The sequence below is a fragment of the Elusimicrobiota bacterium genome (genome assembly GCA_016180815.1).
Taxonomy (GTDB): domain Bacteria; phylum Elusimicrobiota; class Elusimicrobia; order JACQPE01; family JACQPE01; genus JACPAN01.
This window is the reverse complement of sequence record JACPAN010000003.1, coordinates 96,307-111,720: the sequence shown is the minus strand read 5'-3', so window position 1 is coordinate 111,720 and position 15,414 is coordinate 96,307. Positions and strand designations below refer to the sequence as shown.

Sequence of the window (15,414 nt, the reverse complement as noted above, 5' to 3'; positions counted from 1 at the left end):
CACCGCTCCACCGGATTGAAACAGCGACCCCCCTTGACCAATCCTCGTTTCCGGTCAATAGTTGATGGTTGCCTCAGCGACCGCCTCGAAACGGCAAACCCGTTCTTTGAAAGTCGGGGACGCGAAGCCATGGGCCCTGTTGCCTCAAAAGCGGCGATCCCTTAACCCCCAAAATAAAAGGGAACCGCGAAGCACTCTTCCCCCACGCAAGCGGAGCGAGCCGCCGGTGGGCGATAGGGCAGCCTGGCTACCGAAGGCCGCTGTGCTTAAACTATGCCGAAGCAATGAAGGAAGCTGGAAGCTTCCTTCATTTTGTTTTTAAGGAACGCTTGAGCGACCGAACGACTTTTTGAGCCAAGGGTTTCTCAACGAACAGCATGATATCCGAATGAATGGTGACGATTTCCCAGACGTTCAACCCCGCCCTGGCGATGGGACGCACCAAGCGCTCGATCGCGCCCGGAGCCTCAATCGATTCTTCGCTGGATACGGTGATCTTAACCAAACCCTTTTTAACGGCCGAGCTCTTTAATTGAGGGATACGCGCGGCCACCTCAGCTAAGAACCCATAGGCTTTTTCGCAGTCTTTCTCAGGGACGTAAACGGCAAGAAAGGATTCGCTGACTGTAATCGAATAAATCGAAACGCCCGTTTCCTTCAGCGGCCGGCTGATCTCATAAAGAATGCCGGGCGTCGACACCAAGTCCCTGCCGATGAACGTCAAAGCCGCCAACGGGATGTCCAATAGACGCAAGGCGGCGTGCGGCGTCTTCAAAATTTCGGTTCCGCCCTTGGCCCAATCATCGCTTTTATAGGAGATCACGCGTGCCTTTTTGCCCGCTTTAAGATAGCGCAGAGCCCCAGGATGAACCACGCGCGAGCCCGCCGAAGACAAAAAATAAAGCTCCTTGGCCTCAAGATGAGCGACTTTGGCCTTGGGGTGAACGCCCGCCACATTGGGGTCCCAGGGCAAAACACCATCCACGTCTTTGACCAAAATCACTTCATCGGCTTTCAGGATATCCGCCAGCAAAAAAGCGGAAATATCGCTGCCGCCGCGGCCCAAGGTCACCACTTCGCCCGATTGATTTTTAGCCACGAACCCGCAGACAACCGGAATGCGTCCGGCTTTCAAATGCCCGCCGATCACGTTGTGAACCATGCGCTTTGATGATGTCAGCAGTTTGAAATTCCTGATTTCATTGACTTTTTCCTTCAGGGGAGCGGCGTGATTTTGAAGAGCGACGGCCAACGGCCAATTTTTGTCCCATGGGGTGATGGCGACCGAATCTTGACCGGCAGTCTTGAGCGCAGCGGCCAAAAGTTGGGCCGAGGCCCATTCTCCTTGGGATAAAAAACGTTCCAAATCCAGGGCATCCGCCCTTTCGCCGGCAGCGCGGATAAAAGCGTCATAAAGATGGTCCGTGGTTTTTCCCATGGCTGAGACCACGGCCAAAACTTTCTCTTGGCCCCGGTGCATGGTGGCTAAGGCCTGTGCCATAGCCCGAACTTGTTCAGGGGTGGCTAAAGTAGAACCGCCTAATTTAACAACACGCAGCATCAATTAAAGCCTTCGATTCGCAATATCTGATTTTGCCAGAAACTCCTCGATTTTATCCCAATAGAGTTCACCCGAAATGCTCGGACCCGCGCAATGGCTGCCGCTAATCGCCCAGAACTCCTTAGGTTCCTTGGCTGCCTGGAACAGACGTTCGCCAAGGGCAAAGGGAACGATTTCATCGTCCCGGCTATGAATAATCAATTTGGGAGCGCTGACGCGGGCCAGCTTATCCGCGGCTTCAAAACGCTGCTTGAGAAAGCGTCGCACCGGCAAAAAAGGAAACATCATTTCCCCCATGTCTACGGCCGAGGAAGGGGAGCCTTCTGTGATGATGGCGCGAATTTTCACGCGGCTCGCCAAATCAGCGGCCACCATCCCGCCCAACGACTCGCCGAAAAGAACAACGTCGTCCGGGAGAATATTCTTTTTGTCCGCCAAAAACCCATAAGCGGCCAACGCGTCGCGATAAAGCCCTTGTTCGGATGGCCGGCCGGCGCTTTGGCCATAACCTCGGTAATCGATGATGAAAACACTAAAACCGTGTTCATGAAATCCCGCCAATGTCGCCATCCGATGGCTGATATTGCCGCCGTTGCCATGAAGAAAAAGAACCGTCGCCTGAGCCCGGGAATGGGGCATCCACCAGCCGCAAATGGCAACGCCGTCTTGGCTGGTCAAATGAATATCTTCAAAGGCAAGCCCCGCTTCCCGCGGCGTGGCCGCCACAACGCGGTCTGGAAAATAAATATTCGCCTGCTCAAACGCCCGGAGGCCGAAATAAACCAGTCCCCCCAAAACAATGAAAACAACCAGCGCGGAAAACATTTTCAAAGGCTGGTTTTAGCGGGCAATCAAATGGCGGTAAGCGGCGCGGCCGAGCATCCTCAGGCGCTCGCTCCAAGGCAATCGCCAAAGATTGGTTTTAACCACGCCTTTGGTGAAAAATGTTTTTTGGGAATAATCGATGGCCACATTGATCACCACGGGTTTTTTATCCTTGGCTTTTTCCAATGCCGCATGAATCGTTTTATCGATGGCCGCGTCATTAGGCAAATCACAATAGTGGGCATGGCAGGATTTAGCCAAGGCTTCCAAGTCATACGGATGAAGCACGCTGCACGTATCCCGGTTCAAGCTGGTCCGCTGGAACTGAACGATTTGGCTTAACTCCCCGTCTCTGAGCACAAAAATCAACGGCGCGATCCCGTAATGCGAGGCGCTCATCAATTCCAAGCCGGTCATCAACAAAGCGCCGTCGCCGGCTAAAGCCGCCACCGGCCGGTCAGGGTTAACGAGTTTCGCGCCGATAGCTGCCGGCACCGAATAACCCATGCAGGAATAATCAATGGGCCCGATAAAACAGCCGGGTTGATCAAGGCGCAGCATTTCCATGGCCACGAACGTGCCGTTGCCGGAATCCGTGGCATAAATGGCATCCGGGCCCAGAATCTTTTGGAGCGAGGATAAAAACAAAGACGGGGTCACGCGTTCCTTGCTGGGCGATTGGCGCCAATCGTTCCAAATATCCTCATGCCCCCGGCGAATTTCCTCTTTTAACGCCGCGTTCTGGGGACGCCGCTTGAGCCGCTCCAGCAAGCCCCGGACAAATACGCCCGCGTCCGATTCAACGGCCAGCTTGGCCGGATAATTTTTATGAAAAACATCCTTATTAATATCCACATGAATCAAATTTTCCGGCGTCTGCAAACCGTAGCTGGCCGTGGCCACCTCGCCGAACCGGCAGCCGATGGCCAATAAACAATCCGCCCGGTCCATAATGTTGCGGACAAAGGCCGGGGCCGCATTCCCGAACGTGTTCCAAAGCCAAAGGGGATGATGCTCCGGAAAAACGCCTTTTCCCTGGACCGTCGTGACCACGGGCGCGCCCAGTTTTTCGGCCAATTCGATTAATTCCGCTTGGCAGGCCTTGGCCCCGTTGCCGATATAAAGCGCGGGGAACGCCGCGCCCTCAAGCAGGCGGGCTGCTTGGTCCAAATCTCCCGAAGAAGCCTCGGGCGGACGCAACGACCCCGCTCCGTCGTAGCTGAGCGGCCCGATCTCATGGCTGAAAAGGAAAAAATTCGCCGGGATTTCAACGGCCACAGGACCCGGCGTGCCGCTTCGCGCGATGGCGAACGCTTGGCGGACAATCGGGTAAATATCCTCCGGGCGCTCGGGCCTGAACGCCGCTTTGGTGATCGGACGCAAAATCGCCAATTGATCGATATGATGCAGTTGATAAGATTTGCCCGTGTCCCGGCGCATACCCGTGGCCAGAACAACCAAAGGCACATTGTCCATGAAGGCTTCCCCCACCCCGGAAAGGCAATGCGTCACCCCGGCTCCGGGCACCACATTGGCCACGCCCACTTGATCCGACGTGCGGGAGACCCCGTCCGCCATGAATGAAGCGCATTGCTCATCAGTCACCAGCATCGGGGTCACCTGCTCGGAGCGCTCCAACGCATCGTAGAGCTCGGTGTTATGCGTGCCCGGAATGCCGAATGTCCAGCGAACGCCCTCGGCTTCCAAAGCTTTAACGACCAAATCAGCGCCTGTTAATTTCATTAAACCCCCACGGGCTGGGTCTTGAGTTCCCCAACCCTGCTGCGAACGGCCTCAGCCGCTCGATCCGCCAAAGCCATAATCGTCAAATAAGGATTGATCTGGGCGCATTTAGGGAACAAGCTTGCATCCGCCGCAAACAACCAAGGCAGCCCATGCACCTGGCCCCAAACATCGGTCACCGAATCTTGGGCATTCGTTCCCATACGGCAGCCGCCCATCAAATGCGCGGCGGAAATGGAAACCTTGCCCAGCTTGAAATCATCACGGGTGATGAGAGCGTCGATCTGATTTTTTTCTTCGGCCTCGATAAAAAACTTCTTGGCGGCCGGAGCATGCACGCGCCGGGCGCCGGCGGCGAAGAAAATCTTGGCCGAGGCGCGCATGGAAGCGACGAACGAATCGATGGTTTGATCCCCGATGCGGTAATCAACCACCGGATTGCCCTCATGATCGATCGTGACGCGGTTTTGAGCCAGCGCCTCATCTAACGCCAGAACAAGAATCATTTGCAATCGGTCCATCCGCTTCATCATGGACGCGTGTTCGGGCCCGAAACCCGCCAGATTCTTGGCTGTGACAAAGGGAAAGTACATGCAGGTTTCCAGCAAAAACTTGTCGGGGTCGACGAATTCATCGCAGTAGTAGCTTTTAGGATGACCGTAATAGTTAGTAATGGACCGGTCATGCTGAGCGACCAAAATCAAAGCCGGGTGGCATGTCCAATAGCGCCCCAAAGCCGGCAGCCTGCCCCCCAACCCCGATCGCAACAGTAAAGCCGGGCTGTTGACCGCCCCGGCGGCAACAACAACGATTTTGGCCTTAATTTGATATCGGCCCGGCGCCCATTTTGAGGGCTCCCCCACGCTTTCTTGGGGGTGGACGACGGCCTCAAGCGCGCGGGTTTCCATATCGATGCGCTTGACCTCGCAGCGGGTGATCACCTGAACGCCTTGTTTTTCCGCGGCCGGGAGCTGGACGCGATGAGTGCCCTGTTTGGCCGCATTCGGGCAGCCCATATTGCACATGCCCGAACCCTGACAACCTTTCAAATTCAACGGAAATTGTTCGACCTGGTAGCCCAATTGCCGGCAGCCCTCATAAAACAAACGGTTATTGTCATTAATCAAATCAGGTTCAAGCAAATGAACGTTATTTTCTTCTTTATATTTTTGGGAACGCCTGCTCAAATCATCCCAGGATAATCCGGGAACGCCCCATCGCCCGAGCGTTTCCTTGGGGATCACCAGCGAGGTGCCGGTGTAAACCACGGTCGAACCCCCGTAAGCGCGGGCAAAGGCGAGCGTCATATTGCGATCCTTGGTTAAAAAACCGCCGCCGTCAAAATAAAGACGGTTGGCCATTTCCACTTCCCGGCCCGTGTAATCCGCTTCCCGGAATTTTGGGCCCCATTCCAAAACCGCGATTTTCATTCCATGGGCCGCCAGGGGAGCCAATTCCTTGGCCACGGCGCCGCCCCCGGCGCCGGAACCCACGACCACGATGTCGAATTCTTTGGTATGCATCAACGCTTTAAAAGAGTATTGCCTTGTTTGGAAGGACGGTACCCGACCGGCTCGTTGATTTCGGTCCGTCCGTAATAACCCATAAAAATTAAAGTTTTTAAACCCCAAAATCCGTTACGCAAAAGGCCGATTGGTCCCTCTTGCAGCCAACGACAAAGCCGGGAGCGCCCAGTTGCGTCCAACCGGCTTAACGATTTTCCATAGCGCAAAACGGATAAAACATCGATGGCTTTAAGAAACAGCAAAAATTGCCGCTGCATGGTTTGGGGCCGCTTGGACAAGGCATTTTCGATGGTCAGGAAAAAATCCGTCTTTTGGGTCTGGGTTAACAATGCGACATCAGGCGCAATCGTTTGCGCCAAAACCCATAAAACTCCTTTTTGTCCGTCGGAAAACACAAGCATGGAAGAAGTTTATATAAAAGCAGGCTGGTATGGGTATCAACATAAAGACCGCGTTGCTTTTGATTGCTTTAACCCCGGCCGGCGCGCAGGCCTTAAACACTGAATGGGGTTACGAATACTGGGATCTCAGTTTCTTCTCGCCTTCGCGAATTTGGAGCCTCCGGCTTCAAGAACGCGGAAAAAAAGGGACGGGGTATATCGAGTATTACCGCACATCGCGTTTCAAACGCCAAGACAACACCGTTCATGGAGGGATTGTCGGCAAACTGGGCCCCCTTGGCTGGGATTTGAAGGCCGGCTTTACACCCAAAGCCGCCGTGCTTTACCGCCAAATAAGCGAAGTCATTTTCTATCTGCCGAGTCCCGGTTATACCCTGGAGCCCTTTGTCAGGGGCAATTACCGGCGCTTTACCGACGCCAAAGTGACCACAGGAGAAGCGGGCCTGCGCTTTAGCCCGCTGTCAGGCTGGGATGCTTCGGTCCGAGCGGGTTATATCCAAACCGCGCTGGAAGGCCCGGCCACTCAGAACAAAGACGCCGGGTCTCAATCCTATCAATTGGGCTATACCTGGAAAGAGGCTTTACGAATATTCACGTTTTACGGATCATGGCGCGAATTCTTCGATTCAGGCAATCCCTCCAATCCAGGCGAATACAGCATCGCCGAACGCGGGGGAGGACTAAGCTGGGCTTTAATCTCAGCCGGAAAACTCAAAGCCACTCACAGCCAGGAACGCCGCAGCAACGGCGCTTCGATAAAAAAATACTCCCTGGCCGTTGAAACGTCCTTTTAAATGGCATTTCTCATTGCCGTCTTGTTATTCAATGTGACTGTTTCGGCCGCGCCGCCGGCAATCACAATGAAGACGGTGGCGACCGGCTTCAAGCATCCGGTCAGCTTGAAATTCGACTCCTCGGGGAAAGCTTATATCGTCGAACAAAAAGGCTACGTCCGCGTCATCGAGAACGGCCGGCCCGACAAAAAACCTTTTTTGGACTTAAACCGCAAAGTAACCAGATTTTTATCGGCCTCCTCGGAACAAGGGCTCTTCGACATCGCCCTGCATCCGGACTTCCTTAAAAACGGACGGTTGTTCGCCCATTACACGGACAAAAACGGAGATACGGTGATCGCGGAATACAAAGCGGCCGGCGGCCAAGCCGATGCCTCAACCGAACGCGTGCTCCTGCGCCAACAACAGCCCTACTCAAACCACAACGGCGGGCAAATCGAATTCGGGCCGGACGGTTATCTCTACATCGCTTTAGGCGACGGCGGTTCGCGGGGCGATCCTCAGGGCAACGCTCAAAAACTGACGACCTTGCTGGGCAAAATCCTAAGGCTGGACGTTTCCACGCCGGTACAATACACGGTACCGCCATCCAACCCCTTGGCCGATGAGGCCAAAGACAATCCTGGGATCAAACCGGAAATCTGGGCTTTCGGACTAAGGAACCCTTGGCGATTCAGTTTTGACGGCCGCTTCCTCTATATCGGCGACGTCGGCCAAAACAAATGGGAAGAAATCGATGTGGAAGACACCCGCCAAGGCGGCGGCAAAAATTACGGCTGGAATATCATGGAAGGCCTGGAATGCTACAAGTCAAAAGAATGTGATCCAGCAGGATTGACTCCTCCGGTCCATGTTTACCCCCTCTACGAACAAGGAGACTGCAGCGTCACCGGCGGCTATGTTTACCGGGGTCCCGACACCAAACTTCAGGGTATTTATTTTTATGCCGACTATTGCAGCGGCACACTGCGTTCATTTCGCCATAAAAACGGCAAGACCACCGAACACAAAGAGTGGCGCGAACTCAACCCGGATGGAAAACACTGGGAAAAAATCAGCGCTTTAGGCCGGGATCCTGAAGGTGAAATTTATTTAGTGGATCATGAACGCGGCAGCATCCTCAAGCTTGTTCCCTAAAACCGAAAAATCCTTCTGATCCTCGACTCCACGACATAAAAAGCGGAATCTGGCTTGGGTTCTTTCACCGCATAAATTTCGCTCCCTAATGTCGCCTGCGCCAGATAAGGGATATATTGGATCAGTTCGGATTCGGCGGCGCGCATGGTCATGACGCGGCGAAAAATCTCTCTACCGCCTTTACGCCGTTGCATCTCATCCCAATGTTTCCCGAGGCTTTGATTAGGCTTGGAGACAAAGGGATTTTTTGCGTCGTAACGGACCGGATGAACAACGATTTTGTCCCCCATTGCGCTCGTATAGCGTCCATCTTTTTCTTTTTTGATCAATCCCCATCGGTAAAAATCGTTCAAAACTTTCACGATAACCGCCTGGGAGAATCCCAAAAGTGCGGCCAAATACTGTACGGTCCAAGAACCCATGTCCTCGCTAAAAATCTGAAGCGCCCAATAATGCGACGCCGAGCGCTCGATGATTTGCGCTTGATTTGGGCCCAGGACCAATTGCCGCCCGGCTCTGGCCTTTGCAATGGCTTTGCCCAGAGGATGCGCGCTGCGGGATTCAACCGGAGGCTTCAGCAAAGGCGCCAATACGCTGCGAAACCCTTCGCCCCCGAAAAGAGAGCGAAGATAGGCCGACATCAGCCTCCCTAAAGCCCCTTCGGTATGGCGCAATCGCAGTATGGTCGCTACGGCCGTGACCACGGGCGCGCGCGGCAAGGAACGCCCCTGCTCGATATTCAAATACTGGTTGTAATTGACGCCGAAAAGCCGGCGTCCGCCGTTAGTGTGGTAAAACGCATAGGCTGAGGAATACCCCGCCCCTTCGCGCAGTTTCCTTAGAACCGGACCGAATTCATAAGGCATGTTGTCTTCATTATAGCCTATAGTTCAATTTGATTGAACTATAGCTGAAAAAATATCAGTCTAATTGCGTGGGACTTAGTCCCCCCTTCCAGGCCCCAGAAGACTCTATTCACCGGGAACAGCGGGTGTTATCTTGATTGGGTTAGTAATGAATAAAGGAGGCCCCTGCCATGAAAGCGAGAATCATACCCGCCGCAATTGCGTTAATTTATTTCGTGCCCATCGATATCCAGGCTCAAGAAAATGAAACTTTAAAGCAAAGGCAGCAGTTGGAACAAATCATGGACGGCGGCGCCGGACAAGGCCGGCAGGCCGGACCCGTACCCGTGAGCAACCGCCGCGAGGAACGCATCGCCAAACTCAGGCGGCTGCATGAACTTTACGAAATGAAGCTGGAAACCACAGAACTTAAGAACCGGGCCCAGCGCAACGTGGAGAGGGCTGATGAAAAATCTAGAAAACTAATTGGTCCCGAGATTGGCACGGATGCGATGGGTTGGCTGTTGGCCGGACTCTCGCTGCTTTCAATGGTTCCAGGATGGTGGATAGCCGCTTCTATTCTGGGAGTCCTTTCGGCGGCTTCTTTTGCTTCAGCCCGATTGATCAACCAAGCCAAACACTCCGCTAAACAAGAAGTTGAATATCAAAGATTCGTTGTCAGGTCTCACGAAAAACAACTCAACAAGATCGAGGAAGATATCTTGTCCGTTGAAGAAGAACTGCTTCCCAACTCCTAAAGATGCGGAAAAATAACAAAGCCAAAAAACCGGCTTTAAACCACAATCGGCTGATTCCATCAGCTTTGACGGCCGTTATTTTCTTATCGCTCACTCCCGTTGATTCAACGGCCGCGTCCGCCAGGGAGGCGCTGCCGATTGAATATTCGCTTCAACGCCGGATGGACGGACGCTCTGCCGTAAAAAACAATATGAACAATCACGCGGCTAATCCCGCATCAGCGGCATCACCAACAATTCTCACTCCGTTGCCGGTTACTAGCCTGATGGAAAATACGGCCCCAAATATAACGCCCATGAATATCAAGCTTGTAAAAATGACCGGCATTCCAAAAAAGAACCCCATTCTTAACGAATCCGTAGGCGCGGCGATGATGACGGCCATGATGGCCACCTCGTACACAATAGCAATGGGAAGGCGGGGCATGCTCAAAAGAACGGGCGTTTCCGGGGCGATCAGCGGCTTTGCCGGAGCCCTAACTTTCAACCTTCTTGACCAAAGTCGGCAACGGCAAGAACGCTTGGGGTTATCAAGCCTTGCGGCCGGGATTGCCGGAGGCATCGCCACAGGATTGATTTTTAAAGCCGGGTTGATCGATTACAATGTTTATTTCTGGACCTCATCCGTATTGGGCCTATTCGGCGCTATACTCGTAGAACGTTGGCGAGAATAACCCCGCCTAGTTTCTTTCCGATTTAAATCCCTTGTTGTCAAATAAATAAACCTGGGCCCGGCTTTGGATTCGGCGTCCGGCGAAAGCGCGTTCCATGGCTTCGCCGATGGCGCCGGGGTCTTTTCGTTGATCCACGACAGCCAAAACAGAAGGGCCGGCTCCCGATAAACAAGCGCCCAGCGCTCCGCTTTTAAGCGCGGATTCGATCACCTGATTTAAACCGGGAATCAAACGGGCGCGATAGGGCTGATGCAGCCGGTCTTCCAGAGCTGATTTAAGCTGGCCGAATTGTTTAGTTTCCAACGCGCAAAAGAGAGAAGCCAGCCTCCCTAAATTAAAAACCGCGTCCTGCCTGGGAACGCTTTTAGGCAAAATGCGCCGGGCTTTTTCCGTGGGTAGATTAAAAGAGGGGATGCAAATCACGGCGGCCAATTCACGGGGCATTTTTCGGGAATAAGCCTGAACTTTGCCGCCGGCAAACCAAGACAAGCAGAATCCGCCGTAAAGCGAGGCTGCGGCATTATCAGGATGCCCCTCAAGGCGGGCTGCTTGCGTTAACGTTTCTTCATCATGGTCCTCGCGTTTCGTCAAGAGACGCGCCGCAACCAAGGCCGCCAAGCGCGCCGCGGCCGAGGAGCCCAGCCCCTTGCCCATGGGGATGCCGTCTTTTGAACGAAAACGAAAACCATTTTTAGGAAAAGCTTTTTGCAAAAGCGGCCAAGCCGTCCGAACAATTAAATTTTTGGGCTGATAAGGCATGCCCTGCGCCTTAGGCACGACCTCAAGCTCCAATTCCAGATAAACGCCCAAGGCCGCGGCCGCCACATCGAAACCGGAGCCTAAATTGCCTGATGAGCCGGGAACGCGGATCCAGACTTTTTTCATCGCAGGATACGCTTAAGCGCGGCCTCCACGGATTTCATGTCCGGCTTGACCGTCATCGATTTGCTCTTAAAGCGAAACGGGCTGTCCGGGTCTTTCAAACCGTGGCCGGTTAAAATGCAGACGATTTTCATTCCGGATTCGATTTTTAGACGGCGATTTTTAGCGTATTTAATCAACCCGGCGACCCCGGCCGCCGAAGACGGCTCGCAAAAAACGCCCTCGGTTTGAGCCAGCAACCGGTACGCCTCCAATATTTCCTTGTCCGTCACCGTGTCGATGGCGCCGCCGGACTCATCCCGGGCCGCCAGCGCGCCTTTCCATGATGCCGGATGGCCGATTCTAATGGCCGTCGCCACTGTTGCCGGGTTCTTAACGGGCTTGCCCAGGACAATAGGCGCCGCGCCCTTGGCCTGAAATCCCATCATCCTGGGCAATTGTTGATTGCGCAAATATTCTTTATACCCCCGCCAATAAGCCGTGATATTGCCGGCATTGCCGACGGGCATGAATTGATAATCCGGGGCGCGACCCAATGCCGAGCAAATCTCAAAAGCCGCGGTTTTTTGGCCTTCCAAGCGATAAGGATTGGTTGAGTTGACGATCGTAAGATTGAATCGAACCGCAGCCTCGCGAACTAATTTTAAACATTGATCGAAATTACCCTTAACCTCGATCACTTTGGCCCCGTGGATGACCGCTTGGGATAGCTTGCCCGCGGCCACATGCCCCTTGGGCAAAAAAACAAAACAGGGCAATCCGGCGCGCGCCGCATAAGCGGCGGCCGAAGCCGCGGTATTTCCGGTTGAGGCGCAGACAACCGCTTTGGCCCCTTCCTCAACAGCCTTTGAAATCGCCAACGTCATGCCCCGATCCTTAAAGGAACCGGTAGGATTCGCCCCTTCAACCTTGCAGTAGAGGCTCTCTTTGGGCAAATTTAATTTTTGCCCCAGCCGATCGACGGCAACCAGGGGAGTGCCGCCTTCGTTTAAGGAGATAACCGGAGTTTTCCCGGTGACTGGAAGGTGCTCCCGATAACGATCAATAATGCCCATGGCTCAACCGGCCTTATTTAAGGATAATAGGAGCCCTTAAGCTATGAAACCCAAACTCATCGAGCTGACCGAGCGCCAAGAACGCCTGCTGTCCGGGCCGCCGGAAACCGCAGGCATGAAATCAGGGCACGTGGTGCTTGCCGTCGGCGAGGAATCAGGACGGCATTCGACCGGCGAGCGCGAAGAAATGATTATTGTCCGCTCCGGCGCCGGCGTGGTTGAAATCGATGGGCAAAAACCTCTGGCCGTCAGCCGGCAAATCATCTGCTATATTCCCCCCGGCACCTGGCACAATGTCAAAAACAACGGGCGGGAGCGGCTCGATTATGTTTACGTGGTGACGCCGGCGGGAAAAGCGTCTTAAGCCAGCGCGAACATCGCGTCGATGGCTTTTTTGGCCTTGACGCGAATGCCTTCGGAAACTTCGATGATATGATCGGGTCCGGGATTGCGCAATGCTTGTTCCACATGATCCAAATCCACGGATTTCATGTAAGGGCATAGCCGGCACATCGGCACAAATTTTTTACCGGGAAATTCGGTCCGGGCCAAGTCGCCTAACCCGCATTCGGTAACCAGCATATAGTAGGAGGCGTCTGTATTCTTGACGTACTTCATCATGTCGCCGGTGCCCCCGGCAAAATCCACGATTTCAACCAAACTTGGGCTGCACTCGGTATGCGCCAAAATTTTAACCCCCGGGTATTCTTGACGGTAACGCTGGACCCATGAGGCGTCAAAATCCTCGTGAACGATGCAGGTTCCCTTCCAAATAATCATTTCCTCGCCCAATTTCTTGTTTAAATCGCGGGCTAAATTCTTGCCCATCAGCTCATCCGGCAAAAAAATCAGCTTCGGGTGCTGCCGGTAAAGCTTTTCCAAAATTGTGCGCGCATTGGCGCTGGTAACCACGGCGTCGCATTCGGCTTTGACGTCGGCCGTGGTGTTGATATAACAGACCGCCGGAACGCCGGGGTGGCGGGCCTTGAGTTTTCGGACATCCTCGCCGGTGATGCTCTCCGCCAGCGAACAACCGGCTTCAAGCGCGGGAAGGATAACGGTTTTCTCCGGGTTTAAAATCTTGGCTGTTTCCGCCATAAAACGAACCCCGCAAAAAACAATGCGCTCGGCCTTGACCTCGGTGCAAAGCTTGGCCAAACGATAGGAGTCTCCGGTAAAGTCGGCGATCCCCAAAAGAATCTCGGCCCGCTGATACACATGCGCCGGGATCACCGCATTGTTTTGCGCTTTGAGACGATTGATGCGCCAGGTTTTTTCCGCGGTCAAGAGCAGCGTTTCTTCGGTATGCCCGCCCAATTGAAGCAGGCCCTTGGCCTCAAGGCGCGCGGCCTCGTCGTCGATCTCTTTCTTCGTCGGTAACAGGGTTTTCTCACTCATCATTTTTATTTTACCACCAATCACCGATCGTCCTACCCGGGGGTATAATACTCCTCGTGACGCATGGGTCCCTGCACCTGCTGACGGATATCAGCCTCTCGATCGTGTTCGCGGCTTGTTCGGCGCATATTCTGCGCCTGCTGGGCCAGCCGGCCATTCTAGGCTACGTTTTAGGCGGCGTTATCCTGGGACCCCAGTTGGGCCTGGGCCTGGTCACGGAACCGGATTCCATCGAATTAATTTCCGAGATCGGCCTGATTTTCCTCCTCTTTATCATCGGCCTTGAGATCAATTTGAAAGAAATCGCCAAAATGGGCCGCGCCATGTTGACGCTCGGCGCCGCGCAAATTTTCTGCTGCATGGCCCTGGGCTTCGCCTTTTTCAGCCTGGTGGACTATGGTTTTCGTCCGGAAGGGTTCGAGCTCCTTTATCTCTCGGTGGCCCTGGCCATGAGCTCGACCATGATCGCCGTCAAGCTTCTACACGACAAATTTGAGGCGCACACGACAGCCGGCCGCTTGACCATCGGCGTCCTGATCGTTCAAGACATCTTTGCCGTAGCTTTTATGGCGATCCAGCCGAATTTAAGCAATCCCGAATTAACCGGCATCGCCGCTTCTCTGGGCTTAGGCGCGGCGCTGGTGGCGTTAGCTTTTGTGATCAGCCGATATGGCCTGAGCCGCCTGTTTCGAGCATCGGCCAAAAACCCGGAATTGGTGCTCTTAACATCGGCATCCTGGTGTTTCGTCCTGACTATGCTGGCCGAGCGCGCCGGGCTTTCCAAAGAAATGGGGGCTTTGATCGCGGGCATTTCCATCGGCACATTTCCCTATGGAACGGATGTCGGCTCCAAATTGACCGGAATCCGGGATTTCTTCACCACGCTGTTTTTCGTCTCCTTGGGTCTAAAAATGCCGCGCCCGGACGGAACTTTTTTAATGACGGCAGGGTTGGCCGTCGGTTTCGTCATTGCGAGCCGGCTCATCAGCGTGACCGCGGTTCTTTACCGCCAAGGAAAAGGCTTAAGGCTCGGCCTTGTTACTGCGCTGAATTTGGCCCAAATCAGCGAATTCTCCCTGGTGATGGTGGCCTTAGGCGTAGAATTCGGTCATGTGCGGGAAACGTTCGCTTCCACGATTCTCGGCGCCATGCTCCTGGCTTCTTTGGCGTCGACCTATATCATCGCTTATAACGACCGCTTGGCCAGAACCCTGAGCCGGTGGCTGGAATCCCTGGGCCTGCGCGAACGGCGTACGGACCCGGCCCAGCCGTCACCCGAAGCACAGAGGGATATCGTCATGCTGGGCTGCTTCAGGGAAGGCTTAGCTCTAATCGACACCATCGAGGAGGAATCCCCTCAACTCTTAAACCGGATGCTGGTCATCGATTACAATGCGGGCTTGAAAGAACGGTTGGAACATAAAGGCGTCAAATGGGTGTACGGCGACTTGGCTCACGCCGAAACCCTCAGCCACCTTCATCTTGAGAAAGCCTCCATTGTCTGTTGCACCATCTCGGATACGTTCCTCAGAGGAACGACTAATGAACGGTTGCTGCGCTTGACCAAAGCATTGTCTCCCAATGCGCGCTTTATCGCTACGGCGGACGACCATGCCCAAGCCGAACGGCTGCTGGACGAAGGGGCGGCCCATGCCCTCGTTCCGGCGAAACTGGCCGGTTCCAAAATTTTAGAGCTCATCAAAGAATCATCGCCTGCCGACGTCCCCGAAGATCGCTCCTGCGATCATCCTCAAACGACCGCCGTTTAGAACGAATTTTCATTTTCAAATTCGCTATGGCTTTTTTTCATTCAAG

General features: G+C 54.1%; 15 protein-coding genes and 1 riboswitch. Of the genes, 6 read left to right on the top strand and 9 right to left on the bottom strand.

Annotated features, from left to right (window positions below):
• The first annotated feature begins 82 nt into the window (after positions 1 to 82).
• Positions 83 to 255: riboswitch (cyclic di-GMP riboswitch) on the top strand.
• Positions 256 to 307: 52 nt separating this feature from the next.
• From HYT79_01195 to HYT79_01175, 5 genes are read right to left on the bottom strand one after another with little or no spacing between them, the layout of a single operon-like run.
• Entirely contained in the window at positions 308 to 1,564 is a 1,257-nt protein-coding gene (locus tag HYT79_01195) for an ACT domain-containing protein (protein MBI2069191.1), read from the bottom strand.
• Positions 1,565 to 2,392 (bottom strand): alpha/beta hydrolase, encoded by an 828-nt coding sequence (locus tag HYT79_01190; GenBank protein ID MBI2069190.1) that lies wholly within the window; start codon positions 2,390 to 2,392, stop codon positions 1,565 to 1,567.
• Between the two features lie 9 nt (positions 2,393 to 2,401).
• Positions 2,402 to 4,129, bottom strand: coding sequence for a thiamine pyrophosphate-binding protein (locus HYT79_01185; protein ID MBI2069189.1), 1,728 nt, complete (start codon positions 4,127 to 4,129; stop codon positions 2,402 to 2,404).
• On the bottom strand, positions 4,129 to 5,652 hold the full coding sequence (locus HYT79_01180; protein ID MBI2069188.1) for a GMC family oxidoreductase: 1,524 nt from the start codon (positions 5,650 to 5,652) through the stop codon (positions 4,129 to 4,131). Before HYT79_01180 ends, HYT79_01185 begins: the two co-directional genes overlap by 1 nt.
• Positions 5,652 to 6,056, bottom strand: a complete 405-nt coding sequence (locus tag HYT79_01175) for a hypothetical protein (protein MBI2069187.1) — start codon at positions 6,054 to 6,056, stop codon at positions 5,652 to 5,654. Before HYT79_01175 ends, HYT79_01180 begins: the two co-directional genes overlap by 1 nt.
• Positions 6,057 to 6,085: 29 nt before the next feature.
• Between HYT79_01175 and HYT79_01170 the strand changes: the two genes are divergently transcribed.
• The gene (locus HYT79_01170; GenBank protein ID MBI2069186.1) at positions 6,086 to 6,850 is read left to right on the top strand and encodes a hypothetical protein; all 765 of its coding nucleotides are present in this window, start codon (positions 6,086 to 6,088) and stop codon (positions 6,848 to 6,850) included.
• Positions 6,851 to 7,987 carry a PQQ-dependent sugar dehydrogenase gene (locus HYT79_01165; protein MBI2069185.1) on the top strand — a complete coding sequence of 379 codons (1,137 nt, stop codon included), beginning with the start codon at positions 6,851 to 6,853 and terminating at the stop codon, positions 7,985 to 7,987.
• Here HYT79_01165 and HYT79_01160 read toward each other — a convergent pair.
• Entirely contained in the window at positions 7,984 to 8,853 is an 870-nt protein-coding gene (locus tag HYT79_01160; protein MBI2069184.1) for a hypothetical protein, read from the bottom strand. The two genes, HYT79_01165 and HYT79_01160, sit on opposite strands and share 4 nt — an antisense overlap.
• Before the next feature lie 170 nt (positions 8,854 to 9,023).
• On the opposite strand from HYT79_01160, the gene HYT79_01155 reads away from it, so the two are divergent.
• Together HYT79_01155 and HYT79_01150 are read left to right on the top strand one after the other, a co-directional pair.
• On the top strand, positions 9,024 to 9,590 hold the full coding sequence (locus HYT79_01155) for a hypothetical protein (protein ID MBI2069183.1): 567 nt from the start codon (positions 9,024 to 9,026) through the stop codon (positions 9,588 to 9,590).
• 2 nt (positions 9,591 to 9,592) lie between these two features.
• Positions 9,593 to 10,264, top strand: coding sequence for a hypothetical protein (locus HYT79_01150; protein ID MBI2069182.1), 672 nt, complete (start codon positions 9,593 to 9,595; stop codon positions 10,262 to 10,264).
• Between the two features lie 6 nt (positions 10,265 to 10,270).
• Here HYT79_01150 and thrB read toward each other — a convergent pair whose 3' ends face one another.
• On the bottom strand, positions 10,271 to 11,149 hold the full coding sequence (gene thrB / locus HYT79_01145) for a homoserine kinase (protein MBI2069181.1): 879 nt from the start codon (positions 11,147 to 11,149) through the stop codon (positions 10,271 to 10,273).
• On the bottom strand, positions 11,146 to 12,201 hold the full coding sequence (locus HYT79_01140; GenBank protein MBI2069180.1) for a threonine synthase: 1,056 nt from the start codon (positions 12,199 to 12,201) through the stop codon (positions 11,146 to 11,148). The genes thrB and HYT79_01140 overlap by 4 nt, the downstream gene beginning before the upstream one ends.
• A gap of 43 nt (positions 12,202 to 12,244) precedes the next feature.
• Here HYT79_01140 and HYT79_01135 point away from each other — a divergent pair, with 43 nt between their 5' ends.
• The gene (locus HYT79_01135; GenBank protein MBI2069179.1) at positions 12,245 to 12,565 is read left to right on the top strand and encodes a cupin domain-containing protein; all 321 of its coding nucleotides are present in this window, start codon (positions 12,245 to 12,247) and stop codon (positions 12,563 to 12,565) included.
• Here the strand turns inward: HYT79_01135 and nadA are convergent.
• On the bottom strand, positions 12,562 to 13,602 hold the full coding sequence (gene nadA, locus HYT79_01130) for a quinolinate synthase NadA (GenBank protein MBI2069178.1): 1,041 nt from the start codon (positions 13,600 to 13,602) through the stop codon (positions 12,562 to 12,564). The two genes, HYT79_01135 and nadA, sit on opposite strands and share 4 nt — an antisense overlap.
• Before the next feature lie 53 nt (positions 13,603 to 13,655).
• Here nadA and HYT79_01125 point away from each other — a divergent pair, with 53 nt between their 5' ends.
• Positions 13,656 to 15,368 carry a cation:proton antiporter gene (locus HYT79_01125; GenBank protein MBI2069177.1) on the top strand — a complete coding sequence of 571 codons (1,713 nt, stop codon included), beginning with the start codon at positions 13,656 to 13,658 and terminating at the stop codon, positions 15,366 to 15,368.
• Positions 15,369 to 15,414 lie beyond the last annotated feature (46 nt).

What these genes read in the sequence shown, in the direction of transcription:
- HYT79_01185 (MBI2069189.1), bottom strand. Translation starts at nt 4,129, where the DNA reads ATGAAATTAACAGGCGCTGATTTGGTCGTTAAAGCTTTGGAAGCCGAG.
- HYT79_01140 (MBI2069180.1), bottom strand. Translation starts at nt 12,201, where the DNA reads ATGGGCATTATTGATCGTTATCGGGAGCACCTTCCAGTCACCGGGAAA.
- HYT79_01160 (MBI2069184.1), bottom strand. Translation starts at nt 8,853, where the DNA reads ATGCCTTATGAATTCGGTCCGGTTCTAAGGAAACTGCGCGAAGGGGCG.
- HYT79_01135 (MBI2069179.1), top strand. Translation starts at nt 12,245, where the DNA reads ATGAAACCCAAACTCATCGAGCTGACCGAGCGCCAAGAACGCCTGCTG.
- HYT79_01175 (MBI2069187.1), bottom strand. Translation starts at nt 6,056, where the DNA reads ATGCTTGTGTTTTCCGACGGACAAAAAGGAGTTTTATGGGTTTTGGCG.
- HYT79_01165 (MBI2069185.1), top strand. Translation starts at nt 6,851, where the DNA reads ATGGCATTTCTCATTGCCGTCTTGTTATTCAATGTGACTGTTTCGGCC.
- HYT79_01150 (MBI2069182.1), top strand. Translation starts at nt 9,593, where the DNA reads ATGCGGAAAAATAACAAAGCCAAAAAACCGGCTTTAAACCACAATCGG.
- HYT79_01155 (MBI2069183.1), top strand. Translation starts at nt 9,024, where the DNA reads ATGAAAGCGAGAATCATACCCGCCGCAATTGCGTTAATTTATTTCGTG.
- HYT79_01180 (MBI2069188.1), bottom strand. Translation starts at nt 5,652, where the DNA reads ATGCATACCAAAGAATTCGACATCGTGGTCGTGGGTTCCGGCGCCGGG.
- nadA (MBI2069178.1), bottom strand. Translation starts at nt 13,602, where the DNA reads ATGATGAGTGAGAAAACCCTGTTACCGACGAAGAAAGAGATCGACGAC.
- thrB (MBI2069181.1), bottom strand. Translation starts at nt 11,149, where the DNA reads ATGAAAAAAGTCTGGATCCGCGTTCCCGGCTCATCAGGCAATTTAGGC.
- HYT79_01170 (MBI2069186.1), top strand. Translation starts at nt 6,086, where the DNA reads ATGGGTATCAACATAAAGACCGCGTTGCTTTTGATTGCTTTAACCCCG.